Raw genomic sequence first — 13,917 nt, forward strand, 5'->3', positions numbered from 1 at the left:
GTACCGGGCTTCCGGGGGGAGGAGGACGCCTGCGCCTGCGGCGCTCGGCTCTTGCCCACCCACAGACCGCCCGCTGAACTCTCGGGGGAGAGGTGTGGTCGGGTCAGGCGCGGCGGAGGAGGAGGCGGCGGCCGGTGACGACTGCGGCTGCTGGGCGCCGGTCGCCACGTCCTCGTCGGCCTGCGGCGGCTGAGCGCCCGTCGCCACGTCCTCGTCGGCCTGCGGCGGCTGAGCGCCCGTCGCCACGTCCTCGTCGGCCTGCGCCCGCTGAGCGCCCGTCGCCACGTCCTCGTCGGCCTGCGCCCGCTGAACGCCCGTCGGCACATCCTCATCGGCCTGCGCCCGCTGAACGCCCGTCGCCACATCCTCGTGCGAGTTCAGCGGGCGGGTCGGGTTGGAAGCATCCTGCGCCGCAGGCGCGGAGGCGGTGATCGAGTCGGCAATCCGCTCCGCGAAGACCAGGCCCTCCAGGAGCGAGTTCGACGCCAGGCGGTTCGCGCCGTGGACGCCCGTGCATGCCACCTCGCCACACGCGTACAGCCCGGGCACCGTCGTGCGGCCCCGCCGATCCGTTCGCACCCCGCCGGAGGCGTAGTGCGCGGCCGGGGCCACCGGGATCGGGTCCGTCACCGGGTCGATGCCGTGCGCCTTGCACGCCGCCAGGATCGTCGGGAAGCGGGTCTCCCACATCTCCCGGCCGAAGTGCCGGCCGTCCAGGTACATGTGGTCCGCGTCCAGCTCCACCATGCGCCGCAGGATGCCCTTTGCCACCACATCGCGCGGCGCCAGCTCCGCGAGCTCGTGCTGGCCCAGCATGAAGCGGACGCCGTCCGCGTCCACCAGATGCGCGCCCTCGCCCCGCACCGCCTCCGACACCAGCGGCTGCTGGCCCTCCGCGTCCGGGCCCAGGTACATCACCGTCGGGTGGAACTGGACGAATTCGAGATCCGAGACCTCCGCCCCGGCCCGTAGCGCCAGCGCGACGCCGTCGCCCGTGGACACGGCCGGGTTCGTGGTCGCCGAGAAGACCTGGCCCATGCCGCCCGTCGCCAGGACCACGTACGGCGCGCGGACCGCGCCCACGCCGTCGCGCGCGCCCTCGCCCATGACGTGCAGCGTGAGGCCGGCCGTGCGGCCGTCCGCGTCCTTCAACAGGTCCAGGACCAGGGCGTGTTCGATGGTCTCGATCCCGGCGCGGCGGACCGCGGCGACCAGCGCGCGCGAGACTTCCGCGCCCGTGGCGTCGCCGCCCGCGTGCGCGATGCGGCGCCGGTGGTGGCCGCCCTCACGGCCCAGCTGGAGGTCGCCCGTGGCGGTGTCCGCGTCGAACTCCGCGCCCGCGGCGATGAGTCGACGCACCGCGCCGGGGCCGTCGGTGACCAGCGCCCGTACCGCCTCCTCGTCGCACAGGCCCGCGCCCGCGACCAGGGTGTCCTCGAGGTGCTGCTCCGGGGTGTCGCCGTCCCCCAGCGCCGCGGCGATGCCGCCCTGCGCCCAGCGCGTGGAGCCGTCGTCGAGAAGTGCCTTCGTCACGACGACCGTACGGAGACCGGCCGCGGCGCAGCGCAGTGCGGCGGTCAGGCCGGCGACGCCGGAGCCGACGACGGCCACGTCGGCGTCGGTGAACCAGCCGGGGGCGGGGGCCGGGAGACGGTTCACCGGGGGCCTCCGAAGGTGAGGCGGACGTTGTCGATGAGGCGGGTGGTGCCCAACTTCGCGGCGACCGCGAGGACGGCCTCGCCGGCGTAGTCGTCAGCGATCTCCGTGAAGTCGGACGGGTCGACCAGGGCCAGGTAGTCGAGCGCGAGCGGCGGCGACGCCTTGGCGGCTTCGTCCAGCACCGCCTGCGCGGCCGCCCGTACCGCCGCCGGAGTCTCCTGGTCCCGGCCCGCGAACAGGGCCCGGGAGAGGGCGAGTCCGGTCATGCGCTCCTCCGCCGAGAGGTAGCAGTTACGGGACGACAGCGCGAAGCCGTCGTCCTCGCGGACGGTGGGGACGCCGGCGATCTCGACCGGGAAGTTCAGGTCCCGCGCCATGCGGGTGATCAGCGCCAGCTGCTGGGCGTCCTTGTTGCCGTAGAAGGCGATGTCGGGGGCCGTGAGGTGGAGCAGCTTCGCGACGACCGTGAGGACGCCGTCGAAGTGGCCCGGGCGGTACGCGCCTTCGAGGCGCTCCCCCATCGGGCCCGCGCTGATCCGCACCTCGGGCTCGCCGCCCGGATACACCTCGTCGGCGTCCGGGGCGAAGACGACATCCGCGCCCTCCTTGCCGGCGACGGCGATGTCGGTGTCGAGGGTGCGGGGGTAGCGGTCGAGGTCCTCGTTCGGGCCGAACTGCAGCGGGTTGACGAAGACCGTGACGACCACCTGGCCGTCCGGGCCGACGCGGTCGCGGGCGGCGCGGACGAGGGTGGCGTGGCCTTCGTGCAGGGCGCCCATCGTCATGACGACGGCGCGCGCGCCGGCGCGCGGCAACGCGGCCAGGTCGGCGGCGGTGTGTACGACGGTCGGAGTCATTGCGGTCCCTGCCTCTCCGCCAGGACCCCGAGCAGGTCCTCGGCCAGCTCCGGCTTCAGCAGCCCGTGCGCGAGTGCGCGGTCCGCGGTGGCGCGGGCCATCGCGACGTACGACGCCACCGCCTGCGGGGCGTGTGCGCGCAGCTGCTCGATGTGGGCGGCGACGGTGCCCGCGTCGCCGCGGGCGACCGGGCCGGTGAGCGCGGCGTCGCCGCTGCGCAGCGCGTTGTCGAGGGCGGCGCCGAGGAGGGGGCCGAGCATCCGCTCGGGGGCCTGGACGCCGGCGGTGCGCAGCAGCTCCATGGACTGCGAGACCAGCGTGACCAGGTGGTTCGCGCCGATCGCGAGGGCGGCGTGGTAGAGCGGGCGGGCCGCCTCGTCGACCCACTCGGGCTCGCCGCCCATCTCTACGACGAGGGCCTCCGCCGCGAGCCGCAGCTCCTCCGGGGCCGTAACGCCGAAGGAGCAGCCGGCCAGGCGCTGCACGTCGATCTGCGTGCCGGTGAAGGTCATCACGGGGTGCAGGGCGAGCGGGAGGGCGCCGGCTCGGGTGGCGGGCTCCAGGACGTCGGCGCCATAGCGGCCCGAGGTGTGGATGAGCAGCTGGCCGGGGCGTACGGCGCCGGTGTCGGCGAGGCCCTCGACCAGGCCGGGGAGGACGTCGTCCGGGACCGTGAGCAGGACCAGGTCGGCGCGGGCGAGCACCTCGGCCGGGTCGCTGACCACCGGGACGCCGGGGAGCAGGTCCTCGGCGCGGCGGCGGGCGGTCTCGGAGACGGCGTTCACGGCGACCGGATGGTGGCCGGAGAGGCCGAGGGCCGCGGCGAGGGCCGGGCCCACGCGGCCGGCGCCCACGACGCCGATGGCCAGGCGCGCAGGCTTCTCCTGCGGGTCGGGTGCGCTTGAGCTCACTGGTGCCCCTTCGCGGCGCTGCGGCAGTTCCGGTCCTCTCGGGTACCGGACTTGTCGTCAATCTTACGCGATCCCCTGCGGGCGGCTATGGCGGCGGCGGTGGGGTTGGTCACGGCACGGGCCCGGGGCCTGGCAGGCTGCTGACCCATGAGCGACGACGAAGAGCGGGCCAGGGCGCGGCAGCGGGCGGAGTGCGGAGCGGGCGCTGGCGGACGACTGGGTCGAGAGCGTCGGGGAGCGGATGCGGCGGCTGGTGGCCGCCGCCCCGGATGCGTACGACCTGGAGCAGCCGGTCGACATGTACGGCAACGGCATCGTCGCCGAGCTGGAGCGGCGCACCGCGGAGCTGCTGGGCATGGAGGCCGCCGCCTTCTTTCCCACCGGGACGATGGCGCAGCAGGTCGCGCTGCGGTGCTGGGCCGCCCGTACCGGCAACGCCACCGTGGCCACCCACCCGCTCGGCCACCTGGAGGTCCACGAGCGGGACGCCTACGCCGTGGTGAGCGGGCTGCGGACCGTACATCCGACCGCCGAACCGCGGCTGCCTTCCGCCGAGGAGGTGGCGGACCTCGGCGAGCCCTTCGGGACGCTGATGCTGGAACTGCCGCTGCGGGACGCCGGTTTCGTACTCCCGGACTTCGACGAGCTCACCGCCACCGTCGCCGCGGCCCGCGAGCGCGACGCCGTCGTGCACCTCGACGGCGCCCGGCTCTGGGAGACCACCACCCACTTCGGCCGCGGGCTGCCGGAGATCGCGGGCCTGGCCGACAGCGTGTACGTGTCGTACTACAAGTCCCTCGGCGGGCTGGGCGGCGCCGCGCTCGCCGGGCCCGCGTCGCTCGTCGACGAGGCGCGGGCGTGGCGGCACCGGTACGGCGGGCAGGTCATCCAGCAGTGGCCGGTCGCGCTGGCGGCGCTGGTGGGGCTGGATCAGGAGCTGCCGCGGCTGCCGGAGTACGTGGCGCAGGCGCGGGTCGTCGCCGGGGCGCTGCGGGAGGCGTTTGCGGGCGTGGGCTGGTTCCGGGTGCACCCCGGGGAGCCGCACACGCATCAGTTCCAGGTCTGGCTGCCGTACGCGGCCCAGGAGCTCACCGAGGCGTCGGTGCGGCTCGCCGAGGAGGAGCGGACCATGCTGTTCCGGCGCTGGCGGGAGCCGGCGGGCGGGCCGCCGGGCGTCGCGATGACCGAGGTGACGGTGGCAGCGCCCGGGCTTCAGTGGTCGGCGCAGGACGTACGAGAGGCCGCCGCCGCGTTTCTGCGGCTGCTCACGCCGCCCGGGTGAAGCGGGCGCGGCGGCGGTCGGCGAGGGCCTGGCGGATGACCCGCCAGACGTTGAGTTCGGGGGCGGGCGGGGCCGGTACGCCGTGCTGGGCGGCGCGGGCGGCGTCGAGGGCGTACTGCTGGTGGAGAGTCATGCCATCGACCGTGCGCCCGGCTCCGGGCGGCGGTCACGTCACTTGACCGAGGCCGTCAAACGGCTCGGGCGGTGTCGGTGGGCGGAGGCACTATGGATCGCGTGAGCATCACCATCGACGTCACCGGGCTGCCGCCCGAGCGCATCACCTTCGCGCCCTCGCCGCTCGCCGAGCTGGGGGCGATGCTGCATGCGCTGTCCGAGCCGGCGCACCATCCGGGGCTGCACAGCTGGGCGACGGCGACGACCGCCGCGCTGAAGCCGGTGCTTGCCGACCGCCTCACCGAGGCGGACTTCATGTGGCGGTCGGCCCGCTCCGACCTCCTGGCTCCGCCGCGCCCCGGTGCCACCCTGGCCGAGGACCTGGACTGGATCGACAGCCTCGACAACCGCCGGTTCGTGAAGGCCGCCTTCGAGATCAGCTGCAATTCGTCGTACGAGTCGACCGTCTCCCCGCTCGACGACGCGGACGAGCGCGCCAAGGTGCTGGAGCTGGCGGCGGCGCGCGGCCCGCGGCAGGCGCAGTTCACCGAGCGGATGCTCGACGACCCGGACGGGCTGCGGATCTGGCTGCGGCGCCTCTTCGAGGACTGCGAGCAGGCGTTCTTCGGCGACACCTGGCAGCGGATACGGGTCCAGCTGGCCGCCGACGCCCGGCACAAGACGGAGCTGCTGCAGCGCAAGGGGCTCGCGGAGACGGTGTCCGCGGTCTCCGAGGCGATCCGGCTCGAGGAGTACGGCACCGGCGGGCAGCGCCTCGTCCTGGACAAGCTGTCCACCGGCACGACCAGTGCCACCGCCGAGGGCGGGCTCACCTTCCTGCCCAGCGCCTTCGGCTGGCCGCACCTGTTCGCGGGCCACGCCCCCGGCTGGCAGCCGGTGATCCTCTATCCCGTCGCCACCCCGGAACTGCCCCGCCCGGAGGCGCTCGAGCTGGTCCAGGCGCGCCTCGAAGCGCTTGCCCACCCGATGCGCATGCGCCTGACCCGCATGCTGGCCCGCAGCTCGCACAGCACCGGCGAGCTGGCGACGGCCTTCGGCATCACCGCCCCGGAGGTCTCCCGCCACCTCGCCGTACTCAAAAAGGCGGGCCTGATCACCACCCGCCGCCGCGGCCGCTACGTCCTCCACCAGCTGGACCTGCAGACCGTCGCCCGCCTCGGCTCCGACTTCCTGGAGACGGTGCTGCGCTAGCGGCTCAGGAGGTGCCCGCCCGCACCAGCCCCGTCTCGTAGGCGAGCACCACCGCCTGCACCCGGTCGCGCAGCTCCAGCTTGGTCAGGATGCGCCCGACGTGTGTCTTCACCGTCGCCTCCGACAGCACCAGCCGCGCCGCGATCTCGCCGTTCGACAGGCCCTGCGCGACCAGCAGCAGCACCTCCCGCTCGCGGTCGGTCAGGCGGTCCAGCTCGGGGTGGGCGCGGTCGCCGCCGGAGACCGGCATGACGTCCGCGAAGCGGTCGATGAGGCGGCGGGTGGTGGACGGGGCGACGACGGCGTCGCCGTTGTGGACGGCGCGGATCGCGGTGAGCAGCTCGCCCGGCGGTACGTCCTTGAGCATGAAGCCGCTGGCCCCGGCCTGCAGCGCGGAGAAGGCGTATTCGTCGAGGTCGAAGGTGGTGAGGATGAGGACCTTCGGGGCCTCGGACGGCTCGCCGGCGCAGATCTGCCGGGTGGCCTCCACCCCGTCCAGGCGCGGCATCCGCACGTCCATCAGGACCACGTCCACCGGCGTCGTCCGCAGCTGGTCCACCGCCTCCTGGCCGTCCCCGGCCTCGGCGACGACCTCCATGTCCTCCTGGGCGGCGAGCACCATGCGGAAGCCGGTGCGCAGCAGCACCTGGTCGTCGACGAGCATCACGCGGATCGGCATGGGATTCGGGCCTTCTCTCGTAGCGGTGAGATCAGTATCGATGGTGGCGTTACGTCGCCGGTTTGAGCGGCAGCAGGGCCGTGATGCGGAAGCCGCCGCCGGGCCGCGGGCCCGTCTCCAGCCGGCCGCCGACCATGCCGACGCGCTCGCGCATGCCGATCAGCCCGTGGCCCAGGCCGTCCGCGCCGCCCTCCTCGACCAGCTCGCGCTCGGCGCCGCGGCCGTCGTCCTCGACGAGCAGCTCGACGCCGCTGTCGCCGTAGGTGAGGCGGACGGTGGCGCCGGCGTTCGGGCCGCCGTGCTTGCGGGTGTTGGTGAGCGCTTCCTGGACGATGCGGTACGCCGTCAGCTCGATGCTGCTGGGCAGCTCGCGCGGGGTGCCGTCGACCTTGAAGTCGACGGTGATGCCGGTGCCGCGGACCTGCTCGACGAGGTCGGTGAGCTGGTCGACGCCGGGCTGCGGGACGTATTCGCCGACCTGCTCGGTGCCGTCGGTGCGCAGCACGCCGAGCAGCCGGCGCATCTCGGTCAGCGCCTGGCGGCCGGTGGAGGAGATGGTGCCGAGCGCCTGTTTTGCCTGGTCGGGGGCCTGGTCGAGGACGTAGGCGGCGCCGTCGGCCTGGACCACCATGACGGAGACGTTGTGCGCCACGACGTCGTGCAGCTCGCGGGCGATACGGGCCCGCTCGGCGGCGACCGCGACCCGGGACTGCGCCTCGCGCTCCTTCTCCAGGCGGCGGGCGCGCTCCTCCAGCTCGGCGTAGTACGCCCGGCGGGTGCGGATGCTGTCGCCGAGCACCCAGGCCAGCACGAAGGTGATGGTCATGAAGATGGTGCCCGCGATGGCGCTCGAGATCGTCTGCTGCGAGTCCGGCCAGCGCAGCGAGGAGATCGTGGGAGCCACCGCGGAGGCGGCGAGCGCGAGCCGGGAGGCCCAGCGGGTGCCGCGGGAGGCGGCGGTGAAGACGATGACGACCAGGGCGAAGTGGGCGGGGCCGACGCCGACATCGGTGCCGAGCTGCAGCACGCCGATCGCGATGGTCGCCAGCAGCACCCGCTCCGGGCTGCGGCGGCGCAGCGCCACACAAATGGCGAAGGCGACGGAGAAGCCGAGGGCGAGGGTCTTCTCTATGTCGGTGTGCGGCTGGTGGTCGTTGTGCCGCTGCTGCGTCTCGTCGATCGTGACGACCCAGAGCAGGCTCATCATGACCAGGACAACAGCCCAGAAGCTGTCGACCAAGGTCGGATGCCTGCGGAGGAAGTCGTAGACGCGTTGCACGTTACCCAGCGTAGGCATCCCGCCAGGGCCTGGGAGTCAGCCCCGGGGGCGATCCGTAAACGGCGGGCTACTCCGCAAGTTGGAGTTGCGTAGCTTTGACCTGTGAATTCGGGTGAGCAGAGATGGGCCACGGCAATGCACGAGGCCCTGTACGGAGAGCGCGGCTTCTATGTGCGCCCCGGGAGCGGCGGACCCGCCGCCCACTTCCGTACCTCGGTGCACGCCTCGCCGCTCTTCGCCGGCGCCGTCGCCGGGCTGCTGCGCCAGGTCGCGGCGGCGCTCGGGCACCCGGCGGAGCTCGCCTTCGTGGATGTCGGCGCCGGGCGCGGGGAGCTCGCGAGCGGGGTGCTCGAGGCGTACGGGGACGACGGGCTCACCGTGTACGCCGTGGAGAAGGCGCCGCGGCCCGACGGGCTCGATGCCCGGGTGCGCTGGGTCGCCGAGCCGCCGGCGGGCGTCGAGGGGCTGCTCTTCGCGAACGAGTGGCTCGACAACGTCCCGCTTGACCTCGCCGAGGCCGACGACGCCGGGGTACCGCGGTACGTGCTCGTGTCCCCGGACGGCTCGGAGCGGCTCGGCGAGCCCGTAACCGAGGAGGACGCCGACTGGCTGCGGCGCTGGTGGCCGCTGTCCGCGCCCGGCGACCGGGCGGAGCTCGGGGCGGCGCGGGACGCGGCGTGGAGCGCGGCGGTGGGGAGCCTGGCGCGCGGGGCGGCGGTGGCGGTGGATTACGCGCATGCGGCCGGCTCGCGGCCACCTGCCGGGACGCTGACCGGCTTCCGGGACGGCCGGGAGGTGCGGCCCGTACCGGACGGGAGCTGTGATCTCACCGCGCACGTCGCGCTGGACGCGTGCGCGGCGGCGGGCGGCGAGCCGTACCGGCTGCTGACGCAGCGCGAGGCGCTGCACGAGCTCGGCGTGCGCGGCACCCGGCCGCCGCTGGCGCTCGCCTCGACCGACCCGGCGGCGTACGTGCGGCAGCTGGCGGGCGCCGGCGAGGCGGCGGAGCTGACGGCCGCGGGCGGGCTCGGGGACTTCGGGTGGCTGGTGCACTGGGCCGGTGTGAGACCGGACACGGTCAACCCGGGCCTGCTGCCGCACGTCCATTAGGGGCGGATCCGGAACGAAGCGGCGTGCATGCCTCTCCGAGGGGGTAAGCGCGGGCCGAACCTGGGGAGAAGCCTGTCGGTGCTCGCAGGTAGATTCGATGAGGGGCACAGCAGATCGAAGGGAGCCACGCGGTGGATCGTGTTGCGCTGCACGGCCTGAAGGTCCGTGGTCACCACGGGGTGTTCGACCATGAACGCGCCGACGGCCAGACCTTCGTCGTCGATCTCGTGCTCTCGCTGGACACGAGCGCCGCGGCGGCGGCCGACGACCTCACGAAGACGGTGCACTACGGCATCGTCGCCGAGGAGGTCGCCGCGATCATCGGTGGCGAGCCCGTCGACCTCATCGAGACCCTGGCGGAGCGGATCGCCGCCCAGTGCCTGAAGCACGACCCCGTGCAGCAGGTCGAGGTGACCGTGCACAAGCCGGACGCCCCGATCACCGTCCCGTTCGACGACGTGACCGTGACCATCACCCGAGGACGTGTATGAATCGCAGCGACCCCACCGTGCAGCCCGTGCCGGTCGACATCGTCCGCCAGGTCGACGCGGCCGACACCACCCTGCACAACCCGAAACGCGCCGTGCTCGCCCTCGGCTCCAACCTCGGCAACAGGCTGGAGACCCTCCAGGGCGCCGTCGACGCCCTCGAGGACACGCCTGGCCTGCGGGTCAAGGCGGTATCGCCGGTCTACGAGACGGAGCCCTGGGGCGTCGAACCGGGCGCCCAGCCCTCGTATTTCAACGCGGTCGTGGTCATCAAGACCACCCTGCCGCCGTCGTCCCTGCTGGAGCGCGGCCTCGCCATCGAGGAGGCCTTCGAGCGGGTCCGCGACGAGCGCTGGGGGCCGCGCACCCTCGACGTCGACATCGTGTCGTACAACGGCGTCGTCTCCGACGACCCGCAGCTGACACTCCCCCACCCGCGCGCGCATGAACGGGCCTTCGTGCTCGTACCGTGGTACGACGTGGACCCGGGCGCGGAGCTGCAGGGCCACGGCAGGGTCGTCGACCTGGTCTCCGCGGTGGGCCGCCAGGGCGTGGAGCAGCGCCAGGATCTGGAGCTGCGGCTGCCCGAGTAGGCGGGTGCGGGGACAGGGGCTTTACGGAGAGAGGGCGCTGAGTACCGTGATCAAGCAGCTGCGGATCGGAGTGCTGGCCGGCTCGTTCATCGTGGCCGGCGTGCTGGCCTGGGCCGGGGCCCGGCTGTGGGACTCCGTCGGTACGCTCCCCAGCGTCCCGGTCGCCGCCCCCATCGTGCTGGCCCTGATCGCCACAGTCCTGCTCGCCACGGCGCTGTCCATGCGCTCCCGGCTGCAGGCGCAGCGGGACCGGGAGCCAGGGGCCAAGGGCGTGGACCCGATGGTCGCGGCGCGGGCGGTGGTCCTCGGTCAGGCGAGCGCGTACGTGGCGGCGCTGGTCGGCGGCATGTACGGCGGCTTCGGTCTTTTCCTGGTGGTGGACGGCCTGGACTTCGGCGCCCGGCAGCGGCAGGGGGTCTACGCGCTGCTCGCGGTGCTGGCCGCGGGCCTGGTCATCGCGGCCGCGATCTTCCTGGAGCGGGTCCTGAAGCTCCCGGACGACGAGGAAGACCCGCACAGCCCGGCGCTGTAGTTCGGCCGGGTGGCACACTCTCCCCCATGACTACGGAGACGACGGTCGGCGTCGGCGGGGCCGGTGAGGCCACCGACATGGTCCTCAACATCGGCCCGCAGCACCCCTCCACCCACGGCGTGCTGCGCCTGAAGCTCGTCCTCGACGGCGAGCGCATCGTCTCCGCCGATCCCGTCATCGGCTATATGCACCGCGGCGCGGAGAAGCTCTTCGAGGCCCGCGACTACCGCCAGATCATCATGCTCGCCAACCGCCACGACTGGCTGAGCGCCTTCTCCAACGAGCTGGGCGTGGTGCTGGCCGTCGAGCGGATGCTCGGCATGGAGGTCCCCGAGCGCGCGGTCTGGCTGCGCACGCTGCTCGCCGAGCTGAACCGGGTCCTCAACCACCTGATGTTCCTCGGCTCGTACCCCCTCGAACTCGGCGGCATCACCCCGATCTTCCACGCCTTCCGCGAGCGCGAGGACCTGCAGGCGGTGCTGGAGGAGGTCTCCGGCGGCCGGATGCACTACATGTTCAACCGGGTCGGCGGGCTGAAGGAGGACCTCCCGTACGGCTGGACGGACCGGGCGCGGGCCGCGGTGAAGGCGGCCCGGGGGCGGATGGACGTCTTCGACAACCTGGTCCTCGGCAATGAGATCTTCCGCGGCCGCACCCGCGGCGTCGGTGTGCTGACGCCCGAGGTGGTGCACGCCTTCGGGGTGAGCGGGCCGATCGCGCGCGGTTCGGGCGTCGACTTCGACCTGCGGCGGGACGAGCCCTATCTCGCGTACGGGGAGCTGGGCGACGTCCTGAAGGTCTCCACCCGGAGCGAGGGCGACTGCCTGGCCCGCTTCGAGGTGCTGCTCGACCAGGCGCACAACTCGCTCGACCTCGCCGACGCCTGCCTGGACCGGCTGGCGCAGCTGCCGCAGGGCCCGGTGAACCAGCGGCTGCCGAAGGTGCTGAAGGCCCCCGAGGGCCACACATACGCCTGGACGGAGAACCCGCTCGGCCTCAACGGCTACTACCTGGTCTCGAAGGGCGAGAAGACTCCGTACCGGCTGAAGCTGCGGTCCGCCTCGTACAACAACATCCAGGCCCTGACGCAGATACTGCCGAATGCGCTGGTCGCGGACATGGTGGCGATTCTGGGGTCGATGTTCTTCGTGGTCGGCGACATCGACAAGTAGACACGGAAACGGGTCTACTACTTGGCCGCCTGCAGGTCGATGACTCTGCTGATCTTCGGGTTCACCGCGGGCCGCTCGGGCTCCTCGTCCGGCTCATCCGCCTCGTCCGCCGCCTCGGCCTCCTCCGCCTCGGCGCGCACCTCCGCGAGGATCTCGGGGCCGACGACATCCGCCAGGTCCGTCTCGGCGCCGACTCCGTCGTCCTCCTCGCGGTCGGCGTTCTCCTCCGGCTGCCGGGGCGCGGGCGGGCCGGCTTCCTTGCGGCCGAAGTAGTCGAAGTGGCTGCCGCCGCGGGCGTTGGTCTCCGCCGTCTCGTGGCCCTGGCCCTGGCCCCGGCCCTGCCGGGACGCGTTGTCGGCGAGGTGCCGCAGCGCGACCGAGGCGCGCAGATACGTGGCGGGGGTCGGGGCGCCGGTGGAGTTACGGTCGGCGCCGGCGGGCGGCAGCGCCCGGACCGGCTCGGCGGCCTCGATGGCGAGCCGGCGGCGGCCCTCCAGGGCATCGGCGCGGTCGGTCTCGGCGGTGGCGTAGCGGCGCAGCAGGGTGGCGTGCTCGCTGCGCAGGTGGCCCAGCTCGGCGAGGCGGGTGCGGAGCCGGCCCTCGAGCTCGGCGCGCACCTTGCGGGAGTCCTCGAGGTCGTCCTCGAGCTCGCCGACCTTCTCCTCGTGACGTATCTCGGCGCGGGCGCGGGAGCCGGCCGCCTCGGCGAGGCGCAGGCTCGCGGTGCGATCCCACTTGCGCAGCAGGACTGCACCGGCCGTCGCGGCGACCGCCGCTCCCACGACCAGCCACCTGAGCACCCGGGCGTCGCTGCCGGTCATGAGCCAGGCCGCGGCGGCACAGCCGAGAGCGGCAACTGCTACCGCCAGTGGGGGAAGCAGCCTGCGGACCGGCGACGAGAAACGGTGGCGTCCACGAGGTGGCATGGCTGGAAACTTACCGCTTGGGTGTGCTAACGGGGAATGGCGCCCAACGATCGTTTCCCGGTGGTTACTTAAATACCGGCGACACCATCCCCCGTGAGCGGCCTACTTCACCAGGCCCTTCTCCTTCAGGTAGTCCGCGGCGGCGTCCTCCGGCTTGGCCCGTTCCGCGTCCACCTTCTTCGACAGGTCGATCAGGTCCTGGGAGGTGAGGACCCGGTTGAGCTTGTCGAGGGCGTTGGTGACCTTCTTGTCGCCGGCCTTGTCGGCGTTGACCACCGGCAGCACGTTGTCCGCGTTCTGCAGCTTCTTGTCGTCCTCGAGGATCACCAGGCCGAACTGGTCCAGCGTCGCGTCCGTCGAGTTGGTCAGCGCCAGCTGGTTGGTGCCCTCCTTCACCGACTGCTTGGACTGCGGGGTGGAGACGCCCTTGGGGTCGATCTTGCCGACCTTGATGCCGTACGTGTCCTTGAGCCCGGGGGCGCAGAAGGGCCGCTCGCTGCACTCCTCACCGGCCGCGACATTGACCTCGAGGCCGGACTTGCCGAGGTCGGTCAGCGTCTTGAGGTTGTTCTTCTCCGCCCACTCCTTGGACGCGACGAAGGCGTTCTGGTCCACGGCCTTGCCGGCGGCCAGGGCCTTCAGCCCGCGCTTCTCGCTGAGCTCCTGCAGCGCGGTGACGGTCTTGTCCACGTCGCTGGAGGCGACCGGGTTCTTCTCCGGGGCCTCGGCGCCGTTCTCCTTGGCGTTGAGGAATTCCGCCATGGTCGCGGCATATTCGGGGACTACGTGGATCTGGCCCTTCTCCAGGGCCGGTTCGTAAAGCTCGCGGTTCTTCACCTTCTTGATGGAGGCGTTGTAGCCGGCGTCGTCGAGCAGGCCCTTGTAGAGATTGGCGAGCACGGCGTGCTCGGTGAATCCGGCGGAGCCGATGACGATCGACTTGCCGCCGCCCCCGCCCTCCTTGCCGCCCTTCTCCTCCAGGCTGTCCCCGCCGCAGGCGGCCAGGGCCCCGGACAACGCCACCACGGCCGCGACCGCGCCGGTCGCCCTTATGCCACTGCGGTGAGCTGTGCGCTTCGTCTTCAAGGGACTGCTCCATCCAT

The 13,917-nt window shown here is 72.9% G+C and carries 14 protein-coding genes and 1 pseudogene; 7 read left to right on the plus strand and 8 right to left on the minus strand.

Going from position 1 to position 13,917, the window contains the following annotated elements; genetic code table 11:
• The 3 genes from G5C51_RS14630 to G5C51_RS14640 form a co-directional block, all read right to left on the minus strand.
• Positions 1-1,659: L-aspartate oxidase (locus tag G5C51_RS14630; protein WP_338118147.1), on the minus strand; the 1,659-nt coding region annotated here is incomplete at its 3' end.
• The gene (gene panC, locus G5C51_RS14635) at positions 1,656-2,516 is read right to left on the minus strand and encodes a pantoate--beta-alanine ligase (RefSeq protein WP_165237267.1); all 861 of its coding nucleotides are present in this window, start codon (positions 2,514-2,516) and stop codon (positions 1,656-1,658) included. The genes panC and G5C51_RS14630, both read right to left, overlap by 4 nt.
• Positions 2,513-3,427 (minus strand): DUF2520 domain-containing protein, encoded by a 915-nt coding sequence (locus G5C51_RS14640; RefSeq protein WP_165237269.1) that lies wholly within the window; start codon positions 3,425-3,427, stop codon positions 2,513-2,515. The genes panC and G5C51_RS14640 overlap by 4 nt, the downstream gene beginning before the upstream one ends.
• A 175-nt stretch (positions 3,428-3,602) precedes the next feature.
• Between G5C51_RS14640 and G5C51_RS14645 the strand changes: the two are divergent.
• A pseudogene (locus G5C51_RS14645) lies at positions 3,603-4,709 on the plus strand (threonine aldolase family protein); the annotation flags it as partial.
• Here the strand turns inward: G5C51_RS14645 and G5C51_RS14650 are convergent.
• Complete coding sequence (locus G5C51_RS14650) at positions 4,693-4,842, minus strand: hypothetical protein (protein WP_165237273.1); 150 nt, start codon at positions 4,840-4,842, stop codon at positions 4,693-4,695. The pseudogene G5C51_RS14645 and the gene G5C51_RS14650 sit on opposite strands and share 17 nt — an antisense overlap.
• A gap of 92 nt (positions 4,843-4,934) precedes the next feature.
• On the opposite strand from G5C51_RS14650, the gene G5C51_RS14655 reads away from it, so the two are divergent.
• Positions 4,935-6,035 carry a DUF5937 family protein gene (locus G5C51_RS14655; RefSeq protein ID WP_206313839.1) on the plus strand — a complete coding sequence of 367 codons (1,101 nt, stop codon included), beginning with the start codon at positions 4,935-4,937 and terminating at the stop codon, positions 6,033-6,035.
• Positions 6,036-6,039: 4 nt separating this feature from the next.
• Here the strand turns inward: G5C51_RS14655 and G5C51_RS14660 are convergent, their stop codons facing one another.
• Positions 6,040-6,714 (minus strand): response regulator transcription factor, encoded by a 675-nt coding sequence (locus G5C51_RS14660; RefSeq protein WP_165237277.1) that lies wholly within the window; start codon positions 6,712-6,714, stop codon positions 6,040-6,042.
• Between the two features lie 49 nt (positions 6,715-6,763).
• Positions 6,764-7,993 (minus strand): DUF7134 domain-containing protein, encoded by a 1,230-nt coding sequence (locus tag G5C51_RS14665; RefSeq protein WP_165237279.1) that lies wholly within the window; start codon positions 7,991-7,993, stop codon positions 6,764-6,766.
• Between the two features lie 135 nt (positions 7,994-8,128).
• Between G5C51_RS14665 and G5C51_RS14670 the strand changes: the two genes are divergently transcribed.
• The 5 genes from G5C51_RS14670 (at position 8,129) to G5C51_RS14690 (ending at position 11,888) form a co-directional block, all read left to right on the plus strand.
• Positions 8,129-9,103, plus strand: coding sequence for an SAM-dependent methyltransferase (locus G5C51_RS14670; RefSeq protein WP_165237281.1), 975 nt, complete (start codon positions 8,129-8,131; stop codon positions 9,101-9,103).
• A gap of 131 nt (positions 9,104-9,234) precedes the next feature.
• Positions 9,235-9,594, plus strand: coding sequence for a dihydroneopterin aldolase (gene folB / locus G5C51_RS14675; protein WP_165237283.1), 360 nt, complete (start codon positions 9,235-9,237; stop codon positions 9,592-9,594).
• Positions 9,591-10,184 carry a 2-amino-4-hydroxy-6-hydroxymethyldihydropteridine diphosphokinase gene (gene folK / locus G5C51_RS14680; protein ID WP_165237285.1) on the plus strand — a complete coding sequence of 198 codons (594 nt, stop codon included), beginning with the start codon at positions 9,591-9,593 and terminating at the stop codon, positions 10,182-10,184. Before folB ends, folK begins: the two co-directional genes overlap by 4 nt.
• A gap of 49 nt (positions 10,185-10,233) precedes the next feature.
• The gene (locus G5C51_RS14685) at positions 10,234-10,716 is read left to right on the plus strand and encodes a DUF3180 family protein (RefSeq protein ID WP_165237328.1); all 483 of its coding nucleotides are present in this window, start codon (positions 10,234-10,236) and stop codon (positions 10,714-10,716) included.
• Between the two features lie 26 nt (positions 10,717-10,742).
• Positions 10,743-11,888: an NADH-quinone oxidoreductase subunit D gene (locus tag G5C51_RS14690; protein WP_165237287.1), complete on the plus strand. Its 1,146-nt coding sequence runs from the start codon at positions 10,743-10,745 to the stop codon at positions 11,886-11,888.
• Between the two features lie 17 nt (positions 11,889-11,905).
• On the opposite strand, the gene G5C51_RS14695 is transcribed toward G5C51_RS14690, so the two are convergent.
• Both G5C51_RS14695 and G5C51_RS14700 read right to left on the minus strand, forming a co-directional pair.
• A complete protein-coding gene (locus G5C51_RS14695) occupies positions 11,906-12,709 on the minus strand; it encodes a hypothetical protein (protein ID WP_240929654.1) in 804 nt (267 codons plus the stop codon).
• Between the two features lie 207 nt (positions 12,710-12,916).
• Entirely contained in the window at positions 12,917-13,900 is a 984-nt protein-coding gene (locus G5C51_RS14700; RefSeq protein WP_240929655.1) for an ABC transporter substrate-binding protein, read from the minus strand.
• Between the last annotated feature and the right edge of the window lie 17 nt (positions 13,901-13,917).

Origin of the sequence: Streptomyces coryli (genome assembly GCF_011044975.1) — a bacterium.
Lineage (GTDB): Bacteria > Actinomycetota > Actinomycetes > Streptomycetales > Streptomycetaceae > Streptomyces > Streptomyces coryli.

What these genes read in the sequence shown, in the direction of transcription:
- panC (WP_165237267.1), bottom strand. Translation starts at nt 2,516, where the DNA reads ATGACTCCGACCGTCGTACACACCGCCGCCGACCTGGCCGCGTTGCCG.
- G5C51_RS14650 (WP_165237273.1), bottom strand. Translation starts at nt 4,842, where the DNA reads ATGACTCTCCACCAGCAGTACGCCCTCGACGCCGCCCGCGCCGCCCAG.
- G5C51_RS14655 (WP_206313839.1), top strand. Translation starts at nt 4,935, where the DNA reads ATGGATCGCGTGAGCATCACCATCGACGTCACCGGGCTGCCGCCCGAG.
- G5C51_RS14660 (WP_165237277.1), bottom strand. Translation starts at nt 6,714, where the DNA reads ATGCCGATCCGCGTGATGCTCGTCGACGACCAGGTGCTGCTGCGCACC.
- G5C51_RS14670 (WP_165237281.1), top strand. Translation starts at nt 8,129, where the DNA reads ATGCACGAGGCCCTGTACGGAGAGCGCGGCTTCTATGTGCGCCCCGGG.
- folK (WP_165237285.1), top strand. Translation starts at nt 9,591, where the DNA reads ATGAATCGCAGCGACCCCACCGTGCAGCCCGTGCCGGTCGACATCGTC.
- G5C51_RS14690 (WP_165237287.1), top strand. Translation starts at nt 10,743, where the DNA reads ATGACTACGGAGACGACGGTCGGCGTCGGCGGGGCCGGTGAGGCCACC.
- G5C51_RS14695 (WP_240929654.1), bottom strand. Translation starts at nt 12,709, where the DNA reads ATGACCGGCAGCGACGCCCGGGTGCTCAGGTGGCTGGTCGTGGGAGCG.